Here is a 20039-nt window from a genome sequence, read left to right as displayed (position 1 = left end):
TCATCCTTCTTCGCGCTCCCGCACGTGCCGCTACGCCGCCTTCTCTACACCCTGACCATGTACCTGCTGACGCCGGCGATCCTCTACCGGCTTGCCGTACGCGGTCTGCGCTACCGTGAATACTTCGACCGCTGGCGTGAGCGCTTCGGCTACTCCACGGTCCAGCTCAAGGAAAGCATCTGGATCCACGCCGTGTCGATGGGCGAAGTCAACGCCGCATTGCCGCTGATCGACGCCCTGATGGGGCGCTATGCCGACACGCCGTTCGTCATCACCACGGTTACGCCGACCGGCTCGGAGCGCGTGCGCCGCGTCTATGGCGACCGCGTGATCAACCTGTATCTGCCCTACGATCTGCCGACCGCGACTTCGCGCTTTCTCGATCGCGTGCGGCCGCGCGTGGCGCTGATCATGGAGACGGAGATCTGGCCGAACCTGTTCTTCGAATGCGAGGAGCGCGGCATTCCGCTGATCATCGCCAATGCGCGCCTGTCGGAAAAAAGCCTGCGTGGTTACTCGCCGATCCGCCCGCTCGTGCAGCGTGCGCTCGACGGCGTGAGCTACATCGCCGCCCAGTCGGCGACCGATGCGGCGCGCTTCGCCGAACTCGGCGCGCCGGGCGAGCGGCTTGGTGTCATCGGCAATCTCAAGTACGACATGACCGTGCCGAAACACCTGCTCGAAGAAGCCGCGGCAATGCGCGACGCCTGGGGCGCGCGCCGACCGGTCTGGATCGCTGCGTCGACGCACGACGGCGAGGAACTGCCCGTGCTCAAGGCTCACGCCGAAGTGCTGCGCCGCTTCCCCGACGCGCTGATGCTGCTCGTGCCGCGCCATCCCGAGCGCTTCAAGCCGGTCGCGCTCGCCTGCCGCAGCTTCGGCTTCGTCACGCGCACGCGCAGCGAGGACGGCATGGCCGCCGCGGACACGCAGTGTTTCGTCGTCGACACGCTTGGCGAGCTGCTCAATTTCTACGCCGCGGCCGACGTCGCCTTCGTCGGCGGCAGCCTCGTGCCGATCGGCGGACACAACGTGCTCGAACCGGCCGCGCTCGGCGTGCCGGTCGTGGTCGGGCCGTACATGTTCAACTTCGCCGAGATCAACGCGAGCCTGACCGAGGCTGGCGCCGCACTGCAGGTGCTCGACGGCGACGAACTCGGCGCCGCGATCACGCGCTTGTTCTCCGGCACCGACCTGCGCCGCCGCGTCGGCGCCGCCGCGCAACAGGCCTTCGAGCGCGAGCAGGGCAGCGTGCTGCGCACGCTGGCAATCGTGGAGAAAGCAATCAATCGCTAAGGGTTCGCGCGCCGGCGCTCGCGTAGACCACATCGGGTGCAATGGAACGAAGTGAGTTGGGAGGTCTGGCGCGGGATGCGTTGCCGTTGCTATCGTCCGTCGCGATCGTCCATTGGACCGAGAGGGGGAAAGCAAATGACGTCACGGATTCTTCCTGCGCTAGTCGCAAAGCACGTTTCCTCCGCAGCTCCGGTTGGGCCGGCAACATGGATCCGACATTTGTTCTGGGTCGGCGTCACGGTAATCGCAACAATGGGGTTCACGTACGCGCCGTCGTCGGTCGGTGCATCTTCAGTCCAGCGCGCAGATTCGCTGCGATCCGCCTGGCATCCTCCACTGCGTGTTCCCGAGGAGTTGGGCTTTCTTTCTGATGCTGCGGGCGACAGCAACGAATTGATCGTATTAGTGGACGGTGAAAGCGAGGCGTTGCGCACGTTGCTGCCGAAAGGAAATGCCAGCGCCCTCTCTGCCGCTGTGCGTGGAGAAGACGCGATCGTAGACGCGATTGGAGCACGCGATGCCTATGCGCTCAGCCGTTTTTCGTTTCCCGACAGCGCACGCTACCTGATCGGTAGCGAGCGTTTGGATCACCATTCGCGCGCGCGCCTGCGCAAAGACGATCCCGAAGAGCGCCTGTTGCGTCGCGTCGTGCTGCAATATCCGGATATCGCCCACGCGCGGGCTGCGCAACAACAGTTGCAGGTGATCTTGGGCAGAGACGCGGTCAGCATGAATCACGTGCTGAAATTTTCCTCGACTCCGAACGACGAATACTTTGCGAACAACATCGCCGCCAATCCCCATTATCAGCCTGGCAAAGAGGCCACTTACCAATGGGGGCTGCAGGCGATGAATTTTCCTGCTGCTTGGGGCATCTATCCCGGTTCGGCCTACGTCGGCATTGTCGGATCGGTGTCGTGGTCGGTGGACTACAGCGATGTCGATGATTCGGGGAATCCCGTGGTTCTGACTACGCCCGCGCCGCCTGCCGACTTGGCGGCGAACTATCGCAAACAGTTCTCGCGTTGCTTATCCGGTTGTCGTCCTTCGGTGATCCAAGCGCATGACACGCACACGGCGGGCATCATCGCTGCGACGGTGAACAACCGGATCGGCGTGGCCGGAGCATGCCCGAATTGCGGTCTTGCCATGATCCAGGCGGGCAATTCGGATAGTTATTTCGCCGCAGCGCTCCGAGGTCTCGTGAATCGAGGCGTACAGGTCGTGAGCATGAGTTTCGGCACTGCTTTTGATGACCCGGCCCAATATTCAAGCATGGCTGATGCTGTTGCCATGGCCAACGCTCGAGGCGTGCTCCTGGTTGCCGCCGCCGGCAACTACATGAAACCCGCAGCCGAATACCCGGCCGCCGACACGCGGGTGCTTGCCGTAGGTGGGGCGCAGATACGGCAAGCAGACGATCCAGCGGCGGGCTGGCAGCCGTGGGACCAGCACCTCGTGAATCTGTATCAGCCCGGAACCAACCATCCTGGGGTTAACGGCGTCATGGCGCCCGCGCAGCACATCGTGTCCACATTTCCGCCGGGTGTGAATTATTACTCGCCCCCGGCCACGCCGGGAGCCGTAGGCAGTTGCACGGACTCGGGGCCGACCGTGGGCTTGGACGGCATAACCTATCTCGGCGACGAATCGGGCGTGCCCGGCGACGGCTATGCCAGTTGCACCGGAACCTCGATGTCCACACCGTTTATCGCCGCCTTGGGCGGCATTCTGCGTTCGATTCATCCCACCTACGCCGAAGCGAAGGTGCGCGATGTGATCCGCGCCAGCGGTAGTAACTTTCCGAATTGCACTGATGAGGTAGGTTGTGGCTTGGTGGACGCGGCGCGTGCCGCAGGGGCAATCATGAAGATAGCCGGCCATCGCTTGACCCCACTTTATTCGTACTACAGCAACGGGCGTCTCGATCATTTCTATACGATCGTGCCGCAGATGGGCGGGGCTGCGCTCAGGGGGACCCTGCAGCCCAACAACGCGTGCAATCCACCGCCTGGTGCGGACATCCAGAGCGAGGTAAGCGCGTGCGAAGACAACGTAAGCAGCTATGACAGCATCAAGTACGTCCCGGTCGGGACAGGCCTTCCGGACGACTACGCAATACCCGGCGTCGCCGGCGCGCAACCCGCCGCGCAGGTGTGGGTGTTCACCACACCGGACAATCCGAAGAACCCTGCCGATCCGTTGGTGCCGCTGTATCGCTTGTCCTGGCGCTGCGGGCAATCGGCGTCGCCGATGCCGGACGTTTGCAAAAGCACCCCTCAGCACATGGACGTGGCTTATGCGACCGACGTGCAGAGCATGCAGGCTTTGATTGCAGCGGGTTATCTGCTCGATGGTATTGAGGGCTATCTGTACTCTGCGGCCGATGTGCAGCCCGTGGGTACGGTTAAGCTGCTGCGCAGATACAACGCGACGCGCGGCGACTATGCGATTTTCCCCGACTCGCTGCTCGCGGATATGCAGAGCCAGGGCTACACCGGACAATCCGCCGGAGACAATCTGGGTTACGCCTACCTCAACAACGGGTATACGCCGGTGAATCTCGATCAGCGCGGCATCACCGGCACCTGGTACAACCCGCAAACCAGCGGACAGGGCTTCTCTTTCCAGGTTTATCCGGATATGAATAGCGCCGGCAACGGCCTGCTTGCCGGCTCTTGGTATACGTTTGCGCCGGCCGATACATCCGGCAATACGGTGGGCGATGCGAGCGGGCAGCGCTGGTACTACCTCGACGGCGAAGTCGATCCGGTCAGCCCCTCCGCCGATGTGAAAATCTATGCCGGCACGGGTGGTCGCTTTGATTCCCCGCCCAAGGTGCCCGCAGTGCAAGTCGGCCACGGCACGCTTGCGCTACGCGATTGCGAACACGGTGTATTGAGCTATGCCTTGGACGACGGTCGTATCGGCACAGTGCCATTGACGCGGCTGACAGCGAACGTGACCTGCGCTGCAGTCGGTGATGACGGCTCCGCGGCATCGAACAATCTGCTTTCCGGATTTTGGTACAACCGCGAGACGAGCGGACAAGGTCTGATGGTCGACGTCAATCCGATCAATCAGCAGTTTTTCGCGGGCTGGTATACGTATGCTGCCGACGGCACGGGCGGCCAGCGCTGGTACAGTTTGCAGGGACCGCTTACGCCGGGGCAGAAGACGGCTACGGTGCAAATTCTCACGGCGACGGGCGGTGCATTCAACATGGCGCACCCGGTAGCGTCTCAGGTGCTCGGTACGGCTCAGGTCACATTCCAGAACTGCTTTTTGATGACGATAAATTACGCATTCGACGATGGCCGGCGCGGAAGCATGACGCTGCAGCCGACCGGCCCCGTCGCGGCAAGTTGCAGTCTGCAGTAGCGGCCGTGCTGATATTGCAGCGGCATCTTGTGGCCGCGCGGCCGTTCCTTTCGGAGCTAAAAAGAAGGCGTGCGACGAGCGTTATGTCGAGCTAAAAACGAAATAGGGGCGCGATTTCTCGCGCCCCTACATTCAAATAGCGAAAGATTGGCGCACTAAATCGTGCCCACAGCCTTCTTATTGCAACAGCGCGTTGACCGAGTCGAGATCCTTGGACGCCATCACGCCGGCGGCTTGCTTGAGCTGCAGACCACTGAGCACGAACTGGTGGCGCGCTTGCGAGTACGAGCTTTGTGCCTGCAGCAGGGTGCTCTGGCTAGTCAGCACGTCGAGGATGGTCTTGGTGCCGACTTCGAAACCGGCCTGGGTCGCATCGACCGCGCTCTGCGCCGAGACGACCGCAGCCTTGGCCGCTTCGACTTCGCTGATGCCCGCGATAACGGCACGGTAGGCATTGCGTGTGTTGGCGTTGACCGTGCGCCGGGTCAGTTCGAGCTGATCCTGCGCCGCGTCGCGCTGATAGATGGCCTGGCGCGTTTGCGAGGTGACGAGGCCGCCGCTGAAGATCGGAATGTTCAGCGTGACGCCGATCGTCGTGTTGCCGGTCAGTCCGTTGCTGCGAAGCGAGCTGCCGGGCTGGCCCGGAATGTCATAGCCCTGGCTACCCCACGAAGGCGTGTCGGAGCGCGTCACCGTCGCACCGAGCGTCGGATAGTGGCCCGCGCGGTTCGCCGAAATGAGGTGCTCCGAGGAGTCGACCGTTTTCTGCGCCGAGGCGAGGGTCGGGTTCTGCTTGCCGGCCAGGTCGACCCAGGCCTGCATGTCGGAAGGCGCCGGCTTCTCGAGCGGAATCGGGTCGCGCAGCTTCTTCAGCTCGCCGAAATTCTTACCGATGATCTGCACGACGCCTTCGCGTGCGGTCTCGACCGAGTTCTGCGCGGTGATCACCTGGGCTACGGCGGCGTCATGCTGCGCGCGCGCCACGTGCACGTCGGTGATCGCGGACAAACCGACCTTGAAGCGTTCGTCGGCCTGGTCGAGCTGTTTCTGCAGCGACTTTTCGTTGAGCTGCGAGAAGGTGAGCTGATCTTCGGCGGTGAGCACGGCGAAGTAGGCGGTCGCTGTACGTACGAGCAGGTCCTGCGAAGCGGCATCGTAAGTGAAATCCGCGCCTTCGGACAGGGCGTTCGCACTGCGGAAGCGCTCGATGTTGCCCCAGTTGAAGATCGACTGGGTCAGGGTCACCGACGCGGGACGCGAGCGAGCGCGGGTGATCTGCTCACCGGGCGTCGTCTGTCCGTTGTTGTCGGTGATCGGGCTGACGTTGCTGTTGTTGCGGTTGTAGCCGTAGCTGCCGTTGATCTGCGGCAGCAACGGCGCACGCGCGATCGGCGAGCCTTCCTTGGTCGCGAGGCGGTTCGCATCGGCGCCGGCGAGCGTCGGATCGGCTTGGCGCGCGTCCATGTATATCTGGCTCAGGTCTTCCGCGCGCAGCGGCGAGGTCAGCGTGGCGATCGCGACGGCGGCGGTAAGCGCACCGAGCTTGATCCGGCCGGATGCGGCATTTTTGACTTCTTTACTTTTGCGCATTGTGCATTTCCTTGGGAATTTTTCGTTGTGGGCCGCCGTCCGCGCTCAGAGCGCGAAGCGTGCGGCCGGCGCCGCGTGGGCGAGATAGGGCAGATCGGTTTCGAACAAAGGTGTGCCTTCGCCGCTGCCGCCCGCGTACAGCGTCGCGCGCTGCACCGGCGATTCGCCGACGATAACGAGCAGACGCCCACCCGGCTTGACCCATTCGCGCCAGCGTGGCGGAAGGACGGCGACCGCGCCAGTGACAATCATCACGTCGAACTGGCGTCCGGGCTGGTATTGGTTGACCGCCTCGGCGCATTCGATCTTGGCGTTGCGCACGCCGGCAGCGGCGAGGCGGCTGCGCGCCGCTTCGACGAAATCGGCGTGCTGCTCGATGCTGACGACCTCGGCGCTGAGGCGCGCAAGGCAGGCGGTGAGAAAGCCCGATCCGGTGCCGATTTCGAGCACGCTCTCGCTTTTCAAGGGCAGCGCGGTTTGCAGCAGCCGGCCCTCGACGACGGGTTTGAGCATGATTTCGCCGTGGCCAAGCGGCAGCTCGAGATCGGCGAAAGCCAGATTTTTCGTCGCTTCGGGCACGAAATCCTCGCGCGGGATCGCGCTGAGCGCCTCGAGCACGCGCTCATCGAGCACGTCCCACGGACGCACTTGTTGTTCGATCATGTTGTTGCGGGCGAGTTCGACGTTGAGCGACATGGCTGGTTTCCGGCTTTCTTGAAAAGAATCAAAGCATAAAGTGTGGGGTTTACGCCGGCAATCGTACGATGCCGTATCGTCCTCCGGCGGCCGAAGTGCCGGAAGTCATTCAAACCTTCCTGGATCATCGCGCATCGCCGCTGACGTCGAGTTGACGCCGCCCACCCGTTGCGATGTTACCGATCAGTAACGGGCGAGATGTTACTGATCGGTAACGGCCGCGTCAATACGGTTGGGCGCGACGACCGGAATTCAATGACTGCCGGCGACGGCGGCCGTTCCCGGCACATCCGCCTCGGTACTACGATGCGTCTCGGGCTCGTCGCGTTGCACGCGGAACCACGCGGCGTACAGCGCGGGCAGGAAAAGCAGGGTCAGCGCGGTCGCGACGAGCAGGCCGCCCATGATCGCGACGGCCATCGGCCCGTAGAACGCACTGCGCGACAGCGGGATCATCGCCAGGATCGCGGCGAGCGCGGTCAGCACGATCGGACGGAAGCGGCGCACGGTCGCGTCGACGACTGCGGTCCAGCGCTCGTGGCCGGCGGCGATGTCCTGCTCGATCTGGTCGACGAGGATGACCGAGTTGCGCATGATCATGCCCATCAGCGCGATCGTGCCGAGCATCGCGACGAAACCGAACGGCACGTGGAACACGAGCAGGAACAAGGTTACGCCGATCAGGCCGAGCGGGGCGGTCAGGAACACGAGCAGCACGCGGCTGAAGCTGCGCAACTGGATCATCAGCACGGTGAGGACGACGATCAGGAACAGCGGCATGCCGGCGTTGACCGAGGTCTGGCCCTTGGCCGACTCCTCGACCGCGCCGCCGACCTGGAGCAGGTAGCCCTGCGGCATCGAGGCTTTGATCTCGTCGAGCTGTGGCAGCACCTGCGCGGTTACGGTTGGTGCCGTCGTCGTGCCGTAGATGTCGCCGCGGACGGTCACCGTCGGCAGGCGGTTGCGCCGCCAGATGATGCCTTCCTCGAAGCCGTAGGACACGTTGGCGATCTGCTTGAGCGGCACGGCCTTGCCCGACGGCGTCGGCACGGCGAGGCTTTCGAGCAGGGACAGGCGCGCGCGCTCGTCGCCCGGTCCGCGCAAGTCGACTTCGATGAGTTGGTCGCGTTCGCGGTAATAAGTGATCGGCACGCCGGACAGCGAGCTTTGCAGGAAGTTGGCGAGATCCTGCGAGGACACGCCGAGCACGCGCGCGCGCTCCTGGTCGATGTCGAGTTTGACCACCTTGGACGGTTCTTCCCAGTCGAGATTCACGTTGCGCAGGATCGGATTCTTGCGCATTACGCCGGCGACCTTGCGCGACAGCTCACGCACCGTTGCCACGTCCGCGCCGGAAATGCGGAACTGCACCGGATAGCCGACCGGTGGCCCGTTTTCGAGGCGCACGACGCGCGCGCGCAGTTCGGAGAAATCTTTGTCGAACAGTTCGATCAGATCGGCGCGGAGTTTCTCGCGGTCGGCGAGCGAACGCGTCAACAGTACGAATTCGGCGAAGCTGGCCTGCGGCAATTGCTGATCGAGCGGCAGGTAGAAGCGCGGCGCACCGCTGCCGACAAAGCTCACGTAATTTTCCAGCTCCGGGCGCTTGGCGAGCCAGGCTTCGAGCTTCTTCACCTGAGCTTCGGTCGCGTTGAGCGACGCGCCCTCGGTCAACTTGAGATCGACGATCAGCTCGGGCCGCGTGGAGTCGGGGAAGAACTGCTGCTGGACGAGGCCGAAACCGGCGATCGAGAGCACGAACGCGCCGACGGTCGCTCCGATCACGAGCCAGCGATGGCCGACGCACCAATCGACCAGGCTGCGAAACGTTTTATAGAACGGCGTCGCATACGGATCGTGGTCGGCGTGCGGCGCATGTTCGCCGGTGACGATGCGGCGCAGGCGCGGCGGCAGGCGCATCAGCCATGAACCGGCCGGCGGCGGCGCCTGATCGCGTTCGGGCAGCAGCTTGTAGCCGAGATACGGGATCAGCATCACCGCGGCGACCCAGGAGATCAGCAACGCGATTGTGACCACTTCGAAGATCGAGCGGGTGTATTCGCCGGTGCCCGACTTCGCCGTCGCGATCGGCAGGAAGCCGGCGGCCGTGACCAGGGTGCCGCTGAGCATCGGGAACGCGGTCGAGGTGTAGGCAAACGCGGCCGCGCGAATACGGTCGTAGCCTTGTTCGATCTTGATCGCCATCATCTCGACCGCGATGATCGCGTCGTCGACGAGCAGGCCGAGCGCGAGTACGAGTGCGCCGAGCGAAATCTTGTGCAGGTCGATGCCGAAATACTTCATCGCCGCGAAAGTCATCGCGAGCACAAGCGGAATCGACAGCGCGACGACGAGGCCGGTGCGCAGGCCGAGGGAGAAGAAGCTGACGAGCAGGACGATGATCACCGCTTCGGCCAGCGTGTGCACGAATTCGTCGACCGAGCGCGCGACCGCCCGCGGCTGGTCAGTGACGCGTTCGAGTTCGAGACCGACCGGCAGATTCTGCTGCAGGCGTGCGGTTGTTTCGTCGAGGTTCTTGCCGAGATGGATGATGTCGCCGCCCGCGCGCATCGACACGGCAATGCCGAGCGAGTTTTTGCCCATGAAGCGCATGCGCGGATTCGGCGGATCGGCATAGCCGCGCGTGACATTGGCGATGTCGCCGAGGCGGAACAGGTTGCCGTTGGCGCGGATCGAAATGTTGCGGATCGCCTCGACCGAATCGAACGCGCCGGTCGGACGCAGGTAGATGCGGTCGGCGCCGGTTTCGAAGCTGCCGGCCGGTGTGATCGCGTTCTGCGCGGCGAGCGTCTGCTGCAGCTGATTGAAGCTGACGCCGAGCGTGGCGAGCTTGGCGTTCGACAATTCGATCGTGACCTTCTCGTCCTGCAGGCCGAGGAACTGCACCTTGGCCACGTCGGGTACGCGCAGCAGTTCGAGCTTGAGGCGTTCGGCGTAGTCGCGCAGTTGCGCGTCGGAATAGCCTTCGCCGGTCAATGCATAGATGTTGCCGAAGGTGTCGCCGAATTCGTCGTTGTAGAACGGGCCGAGAATGCCTTGCGGCAAGGTGTAGCGGATGTCGCCGATCTTCTTGCGCACCTGATAGAAAAAGTCGGGCACGTCGCCGGCCGGCAGCGAATCCTTGATGACGACGAAGACCATCGATTCGCCGGGCCGCGAATAACTGCGCAGATAGTCGACCTGCGGCAGTTCCTGCAGCTTCTTCTCGATCTTCTCGGTCACCTGCTCGGTGACTTCAGCCGCGGTCGCACCGGGCCACTGCGTCTGCACGACCATGACCTTGAAGGTGAACGGCGGATCCTCGGACTGGCCGAGGCCCATGTACGACCAGACGCCGAGCGCGGCGAACAAGACGATGAAGTAGCGCAGCAGCGGCTGGTTGCGCAGCGACCATTCGGAAAGATTGAAGCCGGTCATGCGTGCAGGTCCGTGGGGCGCGTGGAAGCGGTGGCCGGAGCGCTGTCGTCGCTGCGTCCGATTCCGCCGAGATGGGTGTGGGCGAAACCGGTGGTGTACTTGAGTCCGTAGCCGAGCGTGCGGTCGAAGCCGATGTGCGCACACCAGATCAGGCCGGCGGCGAACAGCTCGGGCGAGGTGAAGTAGACGCTCGCGAGCAGGGCAAGGACGGCGCCGAGGAAGGAGTGGGTGCAGTTGTAGGCAATCGCGCCGACGCGACTACCGGCCAGATAGGCGGCGATGGCGAGATCGGGAACGAAGAAGCCGAGCGCGAACACGCCCCAGCCATAGCCGGTCTGCCAGTACAGCGCTGTGGCGACGAAGAACGCGGCGAGGCCTTCCAGCCGCAGTACGAGGCGTACGCCGCCGGCAACGCCGGGATCGGCGGAAGAGGAAGAAGTCCGATGCGGAATCATTTTATGCTCCGAGGAAGCCGACGCCCTTGGCCATCAAGGCCGCGCAGAGAATCAGGACGGCGAGCAGGGCGAGTTCGAGATGCACGATCGAACGCAGCTTGTTCTGGGCGGCTGTGTCGAACGTCGGTATGCGGTTGTCGGCGAGCGCGCTGCGCCAGGACAGGAAAGTCAGCGTCGGCCGGATCGAGAGCAGGCCGATCGCGGCGAAAAGCACCATCTTGGCGATGAACGGCACGCTGTGCAGATAGTAGCCGGGGCTTTTCTCGAACCAGACCACGCGTGCAACACCGATCAGGATGATCGCGACGGCAGCGATGCCGTAGATGCGGTCCGCGTTGAGCAACCGCCGCGCACTCGCGACGGTCAGCTCGCCACGTAGGCTGACGAGTTCGACGACGAGCGCCGCGGCGATTGCGAACGCGGCCAGATGGTGGGCGAAGGCGGCGAGGGCCGAAGCAAGCATGGCGCGCGCTCCTTCAAAGCGAAAGCGGGCGGTTGAGCGCGTCGACCGGGGCGATCGTTTCGCCTTCGCGCAGCTTGTGCACGCCGGCCGTGACGATCCAGTCCTGCACGCCGACGCCGCCGGTCAGAGTCACGCCCTGTTCGCGATAAGTGGCGACGGTGACCGGCGCGAGGTTCACCTGGCGGGACTTCGCATCGACCAGCCACACGGCAGGCTTGCCGCCGAGTTCGTGCAGCGCCGAGAGTGGAATCAGAGTCTGTCCGGCGCTTGCGCCGTCGGCGAAATAGACGCGCGCAGTCTGGCCGAGGCGCGGAGCATGGGCGACGTCGTCGAAGCGGATGCGCACGCGGTAGGTGCGTGTGACGCGATCGGCTTCGGGTGAGATTTCGCGCAGATGGCCGCCGAGCTGCTTGCCTGCATCGGCCCATGATTCGATTGCGAACGGCGTGTCGACCTTGTAGGCCGAGATGCGGTTTTCGGGCACGGCGATCTCGACCTCGACGGCACCGTCCCAGGCGAGCGTGGCGACGGTCTGGCCGGCAGTCACGACTTGACCGGCTTCGGCGTTGAGGGCGGTGATCACGCCGGCGTGGTCGGCGCGCAGGCTGGTGTATTCGGCCTGGTTCTGCGCGACCGCGAGCGCGGCTTGCGCCTGCTGTACCTGGGCCTGCGCGGCCTTGAGCGTGTTCGCTTGCGCGTCGACCTGAGTCTGGCTGACGTAATGTTTGGCGAGCAGACTCTGATAGCGGTTGTAATCGGCCTGGGCCAGATCGCGCGCGGCCTTGGCCGCGGCGAGGTTCGCGCCCGCGCTGCCGACCTGCAATTGCAGGTCGATCGGGTCGAGTTCGGCGATCACCTGTCCCGCGTCGACGTGATTGCCGACGTCGAGCTTGCGCGTCTTGATCTTGCCGTTGACGCGGAAGCCGAGCTGGCTCTCGAAGCGCGCGCGCACGTCGCCAGAATAGACCTCAGCGTTGATCGCATCGGCGGTCTGCGGGTGGGCGACGATCGCGCTACGCGGCGGCGCCGGCGCAGCGGCGTGGCTGCCGCAGCCGGCGAGCGCGAGCGCGCCGATCGCGGCGAGCGCCGTCGCGGCGCAGCGGGTCGCCGCGCGGGTGGATGCACGAAACAGGAGAACGTCGGACATGGCCTCGAATCCCTAAAGGTCGAACGGTGGCGTTGCTGCGGGGCAGATTGCGTACGCTGGCGAATCGCGCAAAAGTAGGGGCAGAAATGAGAGAACTTTTTCGCCCTAGAGCTGCGTTTCGTGGTATCGTACAAATACTAAACTGAACTGTCTAGTATTTTGAATGCCAATTACGTCCCTAATATCCAAAACATTCTTCAGTGAGTACCTAGCGATGTTGATGTCATGTCTCTGTTAGCCGTCACCAAATCCGTCGGCCCCGGCCGTCCCAAGGACATGGAAAAGCGCGCCGCGATTCTCGAAGCGGCCAAGGCGCTTTTCGTCAAACAAGGTTTCGAAGGCACCAGCATGGACGCCATCGCCAACAAGGCCGGCGTGTCCAAGCTCACCGTCTACAGTCACTATCGCGACAAAGAGACGCTGTTCGCCGAAGCGGTAAGCAGCAAATGCGAAACGCTGATGCCGGAGGAGCTGTTCCATGCCGACCTCAAAGGCCCGCTGCGCAAACAACTGCTCGCGATCGCGCGGGCTTTCTTCAATCTGATCACGAGCGAGGACGCTATCGCGATCCATCGCACGATCGTCGCCAATGCGGCGAGTTCGCCGAAGCTGGCGACGCTGTTCTGGGAAGCCGGACCACTGAAGGTGCAGGAAGGTCTGGAATCGTTCCTGCGCGCCGAAGTCGAAGTCGGCAAACTCGATATCGCCGATCTGCACCGCGCCGCTTCGCAGTTCTTCTGCCTGCTCAAGGGCGAATGCCACGCGCGGCTCGAGTTCGGCTGCGGCGATCCGCCGACTGCCCGTGAGATCGACGAGCATCTCGACGCGACGGTCGATTTCTTCCTGCGCGCCTACGCGACGCGCTGACGAAACGGGCGCGCCGCATTGGCGCGCCCGGGGTGAATCACTAACTGCTGCAACCGATCCGGAAATCCCGTTGCGGAATCTCCGGGGCGGCGGAGTGCGTCAAACGTCCTTGCGCACGAATTCCTTGTTGATCCAGTCGTCGAGCATGCGCTTGTCGTAGCGCAGCGGATCGGTCGACGTGGTCACCGTGCGCTGCAGATAGCTCATATCGATCAGCTTGCTCTGGCCTTCGCGGATGGTCTGGCCGTTCGCGCCGATCAGCTTGTACTGCAGGGTTGCGCGCGGCGGATACAGATCGGTCATGAAGCGGATGTCCTGGGCATTCGGCCCGCGCCACGGCTCGAAGCTGCCGGCGAGCTTGATGTCGTCGAACTTCACGTCGAGCCTCTGACCGTTCGGCAGCACCAGGTTCGCGCGCTGGCGCAGGTATTCGCTCAGCGATTTCTTCCAGTCTTCCGTGCGCAGCCAGCCGCGCTGGATCTGGTTGTCCCTGACTTCGCTGAGCTGGTCGTCGGGTGCCCAGGTGACCTGGACGCGTTCGGGCAGCGGCTGCTTCGGTCCGGGAGCGGCGCAGGCGGCGAGTGCCAGGCAGGCGACGACCGCGACGACGAAGGGGCGGAACAAGGATTGAAGTGGTGTTTTCATGGCGAGCCTCATCAAATGGAACCCGTCCAACTACGGTAAGGGCGGCCGGGTCGCCATACAAGACGGGCGAAACGGCGTTTTCGTTGCAATGCTGACCGCGTCGCGGTTTGTCCGACGTTCATCCGGCGGCCGCCCGGCCTGAGGCTCGCTGCGGCTGGATCGGGCGCACGGCTCGCCATCCCTCGATCTTCGTGCTTCAATACGGCTAGAGAAGCGGGGGTGCTCGTCGTTCCGGCGGGCTGAGAAACACCCTTCGTACCTGATCCGGGTCGTGCCGGCGTAGGGAGCTTGGAGTTGGTCTGTTCCTGCACGTCTGCTGGCGTGCGAAAGAAAAAGCACCGCATGCTCGGTGCGGACTTTCAACAACAGCTTCCACCGTCATGGCCTCGCCGCAAGCCTGAGGAGTTGATGCCATGAATGCACTCGCCGCCGATCTGATCCGCGACACCACCGCGCTGTCGGAAGCCGTCACCCGCCCGATTCCGGGCTCGCGCAAGATCCATGTGTCCGGTTCGCGCGCCGACCTGAAAGTGCCGATGCGCGAAGTCGCGCTGAGCGACACGCCGCTCGTGTTCGGCGCGGAGAAGAACGCGCCGCTTGCCGTCTACGACACCTCGGGGCCGTACACCGATCCGTCTGCGCGCATCGATCTGATCGCCGGCCTCGCGCCGCTGCGTACGGCCTGGATCGCCGAACGCGGCGACACGGAAACGCTGAAAGGCCTGTCGAGCGAGTTCGGCCGCCGCCGCGCCGTCGATCCCAAGCTCGCCGGCGTGCGCTTTCCACATACGCGCGCGCCGCTGCGCGCGAAGGCCGGCGCCAACGTTTCGCAGATGCACTACGCGCGCCGCGGCATCGTCACGCCGGAAATGGAATACATCGCAATCCGCGAGAGCCAGCGCCTCGATGCACTGCGCGATGCCGAGCTGCTGCGGCAACATCCGGGCGAGAGCTTCGGCGCGTCGATTCCGAAACTGATCACTCCGGAATTCGTGCGCAGCGAAGTCGCGCGCGGCCGCGCGATCATTCCGTGCAACATCAACCATCCGGAAACCGAGCCGATGATCATCGGCCGCAACTTCCTGACCAAGATCAACGCGAACATCGGCAACTCCGCGGTGACCAGTTCCATTTCCGAAGAAGTCGAGAAGATGGTCTGGGCGATCCGCTGGGGCGGCGACACGGTCATGGATCTGTCGACCGGCAAGCACATCCACGAGACGCGTGAGTGGATCATGCGCAACTCGCCGGTGCCGATCGGCACGGTGCCGATCTACCAGGCTCTGGAAAAAGTCGACGGCAAGGCCGAGGAACTGACCTGGGAGATTTTCCGCGACACGTTGATCGAACAGGCCGAGCAGGGCGTTGATTACTTCACCATCCACGCCGGCGTGCGTCTGCCGTTCATTCCGCTGACGGCGAAGCGGGTCACCGGCATCGTCAGCCGCGGCGGCTCGATCATGGCGAAGTGGTGTCTCGCGCATCACAAGGAGTCGTTCCTCTACGAACACTTCGAAGACATCTGCGAGATCATGAAGGCCTACGACGTGTCGTTCTCGCTCGGCGATGGCCTGCGTCCGGGCTCGATCGCCGATGCGAACGACGCGGCGCAGTTCGCCGAACTCGACACGCTCGGCGAGCTGACCCAGATCGCCTGGAAGCACGACGTGCAGACCATGATCGAAGGGCCCGGCCACGTGCCGATGCATCTGATCAAGGAAAACATGGAGCGCCAGCTGGAGAAGTGCCACGAAGCGCCGTTCTACACGCTCGGGCCGCTGACCACCGACATCGCGCCGGGCTACGACCACATCACCAGCGCGATCGGCGCAGCGATGATCGGTTGGTACGGCACGGCGATGCTTTGCTACGTCACGCCGAAGGAACATCTCGGCCTGCCGAACAAGCAGGATGTGCGCGACGGCATCGTCACCTACAAGATCGCTGCGCACGCGGCCGATCTCGCCAAAGGCCATCCGGGCGCGCAGGCGCGCGACAACGCCTTGTCGAAGGCGCGCTTCGAGTTCCGCTGGCAGGATCAGTTCAACCTCGGCCTCGATCCGGAAAAGGCGCAGGAGTTCCACGACGAGACCTTGCCGAAAGAAGCAGCCAAGCACGCGCATTTCTGCTCGATGTGCGGCCCGCATTTCTGTTCGATGAAGATCACCCAGGACGTGCGCGACTACGCCAAGGACCAGGGCGTCGCCAACGAAGCCGAGGCGCTCGCCAAGGGCTTGGAAGACAAGGCGCGCGAGTTCCGCGAGCAAGGCAGTGAGATTTATCGCCCCGAATAAAACGCAAAGGGAGCTGGCATGCGTAGCTGTATTTTTTGGCTTCTGCTGTGGCCCGCACTCGCCGGTGCTGCGCCCGACCGCGCCGGATTGATCCATGCTTGGGAGGCGTCGCTGCGCAGCGACGGCGCGCTCGACTTGCAAGCCGACGGCAGCTACCACTATCGCAACGAAGCGATCGGCTACGACGGTGGCGTGAAATTGCTCACCGCGATCGTCAACAAGGACGGCGCCGGGGCTAGTCTGGCCGAAGGTATGGGAGCTCGCGGCAGCGTAGATTTCGATCTTTCCGACCTGCCTGCATCGACTCAATTGCCTGGGTCGGTGGGCCTGCTGAGCTGGAAGGCGGAACGGCAAAACTTCGTGTACGACGATGCGAAGCAGACGTGGTTGCCGATGGCTGACTGGGCGAAATCCTACTATCGCAGCGGGCGAAGAGCGGGCCTCGGTTGGTGGCTGCTCGACTATGCCCTGCCGATCGGGCTCGTGGCCCTCCTCGCCGCCGTGTTGTGGACCGTAGCACGCGTGCAGCGGCGCGCGAACCGGCAATTGAGCGCGTCCGACGACATCACGCGGCGCAGCCGCGAGAACCTCGAACGTGCCGCCGCACTGCAGGAAGCGCAGCAGGCGAGGATGCAGGAATCGCTGGAACTTGCGCGACGCAATACCGCGACGCTCGAAGCGATACTCGAAGAGCTGCGTCGGCGCCCGGTGCCCTGAGCATTCGTAAGTCCCCCGTGCTCAAGTAGACTAGAGCGCCGCTTTTCGACGCCGGTCGCATGAGACTGCAATTTCCGTTTATCCAACTGCCGCTGCGTTTCGACGCGGCGGCGCTGGCTGCAGAAGTGGCCGCGATCGACGAATCCGAATGGCGCCCGCATCCGCAGGGTTTCCCGGGCAACTCGGCGCTGCCGCTCGTTGCGGTCGATGGCGATCCCGACAACGACGGCCTGATCGGGCCGATGCGGCCGACGCCGCTGCTCGAACGTTTCAGTTATCTGCGCCAGGTGCTTTCCACGCTCGGCGCCGTGCTCGGACGCACGCGCCTGATGCGCCTGTCCGGCCATGCCGAAGTCACGCCGCATATCGATCAGGCCTACTACTGGGCCGAGCGTATGCGCGTGCATGTGCCGATCGTGACGCAGCCCGGCGTGCGTTTCCATTGCGGCGACGACGAAATCAACATGGCCGCGGGCGAGTGCTGGATCTTCGACACTTGGCGCCTGCATCGGGTGCTCAACCAGGGCGATGAAGTGCGCATTCATCTCGTCGCCGATACGGTCGGCGGCGAAGGCTTCTGGGAGCACATGACGCGCTCGCGGCCGTATCGCATGAACATGCCCGGATGGAACGCCGGACTCGTTGCGCCGTTGGCCGAGGCATCGCGCGAACTGCAGTTCGAGTCGGTCAACTCGCCGGCGGTGATGTCGCCGTGGGAACTGCATTCGCATCTGACCTTCCTGTTCGGCGAACTGACTCCGCAGCAGGCGGCGGCTGCCGAGGCGCAGCAGTTCTCGATGCGCTTCATGCGGCGCTGGCAGGCGCTGTGGTCGCGCTACGGCGAAGCGGCGGACGGTCGCGCAGCGTTCCGCAGGCTGCTGGACGGCTATGCGGCCGAGATGCAGCGCTTCCGCGGCAGGCTCACACTGCGCAACGATCTCGATTTTCACAGGGTGTTGAGCGTGATGCTGCTCGGCTCGATGCTGATTGACGAGGCCACGCCGGTGGTGACCGGCGAGCCGCGCGACGCGCCGACCAGAGTTCGCAGCGGACGCGATGCGGAATTCGATCGCCCCGTTTTCATCGTGTCGCCGCCGCGTTCGGGCTCGACGCTGTTGTTCGAGACGCTTTCTCAGGCAGCCGGCGTCTACACGATCGGCGACGAAAGCCACGGCCTGATCGAAGGCATCGGTGTTTTGCATCCTTCGGCGCGTGGTTTCGCGTCGAATCGCCTCGACGCGGCGGCGGCGGGCAGCGACGTGGTCAAGGAACTGCGTGCGCGTTTTCGCGACGCGCTGCGCGACCGCGACGACCTGCCGCCGACTGCATGGCCGCTGCGTCTGCTGGAAAAGACGCCGAAGAATTCGCTGCGCATTCCGTTCCTGGCGAAAGCATTCCCCGAGGCGCAGTTCATCTATCTGCATCGCGACGTGCGCCAGGTTCTTGCGAGCATGATCGAAGCGTGGAACTCGGGCGGCTTCCGCACGTATCCGCAACTGCCGGAATGGAGCGGGCCGCCTTGGTCTCTCCTGCTGACGCCGGGCTGGCGCGAACTCGACGGCAAACCGCTGCACGAGATCGTCGCCGCGCAATGGCGTGCGGTGACGCAAATCCTGCTCGACGATCTTGCGGCGCTGCCGCGCGAGCGCGTGCACGTCGCGCGATACGACGCGCTGACCGCCGATCCGGCCGCGGAAATCGCGCGCCTGTGTACTGCGGTCGACTTTGCCTGGGATCGTCCGCTCGAATCCGCGCTGCCGCTTGCGCGCTACACGGTATCCGCGCCCGATGCGGAAAAATGGCGCCATTTCGAGCCCGAGATCGAAACCGTGCTGGCGGAGCTGCGCGAGACGCGCACACGCGCCGACGCGTTCGCCGCACGCTGAAGTCCGCGGCGCGCGCGTGTAAGTGCCGTCCGCATGCGGCACAATGGCGGCCATATCGGCGCCGGGCGCCGGCAGGAGATTCCGATGAACGCCATTCCGAAATCGCGCACGGCGAACCGCCGCCCCTGGCTGCGCGGCATCGCGATCGTTTTCGCGCTGTACGTTGTCGTTGTGCTCGCGCTGATGTGGTGGTGGAGTTACGAGCCGGCGCAGTTCGACGTGGTCAAATTCGCCCAGGAGCGCTCGGCCCAGCACAACCAGCCGGTCGTCACCGGTAGCGTCGTCACCGCAGCCCTGATCGGCAGCGCGGAGACTCTGCTCGACAAGCGCGGCGGCTACATTTCCAACGACAAATTTCCGCCCGGCGTGCTGATGGACAACGTGCCGAATTGGGAATTCGGCGTGCTCACCGCGACGCGCGACCTGGCGCGTGAAATGCGCAACAAATTTTCGCGCTCGCAGTCGCAGTCGGAAGAAGACGCCGAATTGAAAGAGGCGGATCCGCTGTTCTCTTCTCCGAACGACCGCTGGCTGCTGCCAAGCTCGGAAGGCCAGTACCGCAAGGCGATCAGCCGCGTCGAAGGCTACTTCGCCCGCCTCGGCAAGAACGATCCGAACGGCGCGCAGTTCTACGCGCGCGCGGACAGCCTCGCCGATTATCTCGATATCGTCTCCACGCGCCTCGGTTCGCTTTCGCAGCGGCTGTCGGCGAGCGTCGGGCAATTGCAGCTGCAAGGCGATGCGCCGACCGGCGGCGCTACGACACAGAATGCGCAAGGCCAGCAGATCGTGCGCACGCCGTGGACGAAGATCGACGATATCTTCTACGAGTCGCGCGGCTACAGTTGGGCGCTGCTCGAACAGTTGAAGGCGATCGAGGTCGATTTCGGCCCGGTGCTGGAGCGCAAGGGCGCGATGGTCAGCCTGAAGCAGGTGATCCGCGAGCTGGAAGAATCGCAGAAGCCGGTATGGAGTCCGGTGATCCTCAACGGCAGCCCGTTCGGCTTCTTCGCGAACCATTCGCTCGTGATGGCGAACTACGTATCGCGCGCGAACGCGGCGATCATCGATCTGAAAAATCTGCTCAACCGCGGCTAGAAGTTTCGCGCAGAAGCACTACGCTGTCCCCGCGATCGGGTGGGGCGGCGCACGAATATTCGTTGG

Annotated in this window: 14 protein-coding genes and 1 riboswitch; of the genes, 7 read left to right on the top strand and 7 right to left on the bottom strand. The window is 64.0% G+C overall.

Features of this window, described 5'->3' with window-relative positions:
• Nucleotides 1–24: 24 nt before the first annotated feature.
• Nucleotides 25–1296: a lipid IV(A) 3-deoxy-D-manno-octulosonic acid transferase gene (gene waaA, locus FFS30_RS04555; protein ID WP_137911904.1), complete on the top strand. Its 1272-nt coding sequence runs from the start codon at nt 25–27 to the stop codon at nt 1294–1296.
• Nucleotides 1297–1515: 219 nt separating this feature from the next.
• Entirely contained in the window at nt 1516–4677 is a 3162-nt protein-coding gene (locus tag FFS30_RS04550) for a S8 family serine peptidase (protein WP_171014414.1), read from the top strand.
• 177 nt (nt 4678–4854) lie between these two features.
• Here the strand turns inward: FFS30_RS04550 and FFS30_RS04545 are convergent, their stop codons facing one another.
• The 6 genes from FFS30_RS04545 to FFS30_RS04520 all read right to left on the bottom strand — a co-directional run bounded on the left by FFS30_RS04545 (nt 4855) and on the right by FFS30_RS04520 (nt 12466).
• Nucleotides 4855–6267 (bottom strand): TolC family outer membrane protein, encoded by a 1413-nt coding sequence (locus FFS30_RS04545; protein ID WP_249352165.1) that lies wholly within the window; start codon nt 6265–6267, stop codon nt 4855–4857.
• 45 nt (nt 6268–6312) lie between these two features.
• On the bottom strand, nt 6313–6963 hold the full coding sequence (locus FFS30_RS04540) for a protein-L-isoaspartate O-methyltransferase (protein WP_137911902.1): 651 nt from the start codon (nt 6961–6963) through the stop codon (nt 6313–6315).
• A 252-nt stretch (nt 6964–7215) separates the two neighbouring features.
• Nucleotides 7216–10401 carry an efflux RND transporter permease subunit gene (locus FFS30_RS04535; protein ID WP_137911901.1) on the bottom strand — a complete coding sequence of 1062 codons (3186 nt, stop codon included), beginning with the start codon at nt 10399–10401 and terminating at the stop codon, nt 7216–7218.
• Nucleotides 10398–10856 carry a DUF4260 domain-containing protein gene (locus tag FFS30_RS04530; RefSeq protein ID WP_137911900.1) on the bottom strand — a complete coding sequence of 153 codons (459 nt, stop codon included), beginning with the start codon at nt 10854–10856 and terminating at the stop codon, nt 10398–10400. The genes FFS30_RS04535 and FFS30_RS04530 overlap by 4 nt, the downstream gene beginning before the upstream one ends.
• Before the next feature lies 1 nt (nt 10857).
• Nucleotides 10858–11319 (bottom strand): DUF2214 family protein, encoded by a 462-nt coding sequence (locus tag FFS30_RS04525; RefSeq protein WP_137911899.1) that lies wholly within the window; start codon nt 11317–11319, stop codon nt 10858–10860.
• Nucleotides 11320–11332: 13 nt separating this feature from the next.
• The gene (locus FFS30_RS04520) at nt 11333–12466 is read right to left on the bottom strand and encodes an efflux RND transporter periplasmic adaptor subunit (protein WP_137911898.1); all 1134 of its coding nucleotides are present in this window, start codon (nt 12464–12466) and stop codon (nt 11333–11335) included.
• Between the two features lie 225 nt (nt 12467–12691).
• Between FFS30_RS04520 and FFS30_RS04515 the strand changes: the two genes are divergently transcribed.
• Nucleotides 12692–13333, top strand: coding sequence for a TetR/AcrR family transcriptional regulator (locus tag FFS30_RS04515; protein ID WP_171014413.1), 642 nt, complete (start codon nt 12692–12694; stop codon nt 13331–13333).
• A gap of 99 nt (nt 13334–13432) precedes the next feature.
• Here FFS30_RS04515 and FFS30_RS04510 read toward each other — a convergent pair whose 3' ends face one another.
• Nucleotides 13433–13978 carry a DUF3016 domain-containing protein gene (locus FFS30_RS04510; RefSeq protein WP_171014412.1) on the bottom strand — a complete coding sequence of 182 codons (546 nt, stop codon included), beginning with the start codon at nt 13976–13978 and terminating at the stop codon, nt 13433–13435.
• Nucleotides 13979–14183: 205 nt separating this feature from the next.
• Nucleotides 14184–14281, top strand: a riboswitch (TPP riboswitch).
• A gap of 110 nt (nt 14282–14391) precedes the next feature.
• Here FFS30_RS04510 and thiC point away from each other — a divergent pair.
• The 4 genes from thiC to FFS30_RS04490 all read left to right on the top strand — a co-directional run bounded on the left by thiC (nt 14392) and on the right by FFS30_RS04490 (nt 19973).
• Nucleotides 14392–16272, top strand: a complete 1881-nt coding sequence (gene thiC / locus FFS30_RS04505; protein ID WP_137911896.1) for a phosphomethylpyrimidine synthase ThiC — start codon at nt 14392–14394, stop codon at nt 16270–16272.
• A gap of 18 nt (nt 16273–16290) precedes the next feature.
• A complete protein-coding gene (locus FFS30_RS04500) occupies nt 16291–16989 on the top strand; it encodes a hypothetical protein (RefSeq protein ID WP_137911895.1) in 699 nt (232 codons plus the stop codon).
• 59 nt (nt 16990–17048) lie between these two features.
• Entirely contained in the window at nt 17049–18875 is a 1827-nt protein-coding gene (locus FFS30_RS04495; protein ID WP_137911894.1) for a sulfotransferase, read from the top strand.
• Between the two features lie 84 nt (nt 18876–18959).
• On the top strand, nt 18960–19973 hold the full coding sequence (locus FFS30_RS04490) for a DUF2333 family protein (protein WP_137911893.1): 1014 nt from the start codon (nt 18960–18962) through the stop codon (nt 19971–19973).
• Nucleotides 19974–20039 lie beyond the last annotated feature (66 nt).

Origin of the sequence: Rudaea sp. 3F27F6, assembly GCF_005503555.1 — a bacterium.
Lineage (GTDB): Bacteria > Pseudomonadota > Gammaproteobacteria > Xanthomonadales > Rhodanobacteraceae > Rudaea.
This window is presented reverse-complemented; position numbering and strand designations above follow the sequence as displayed.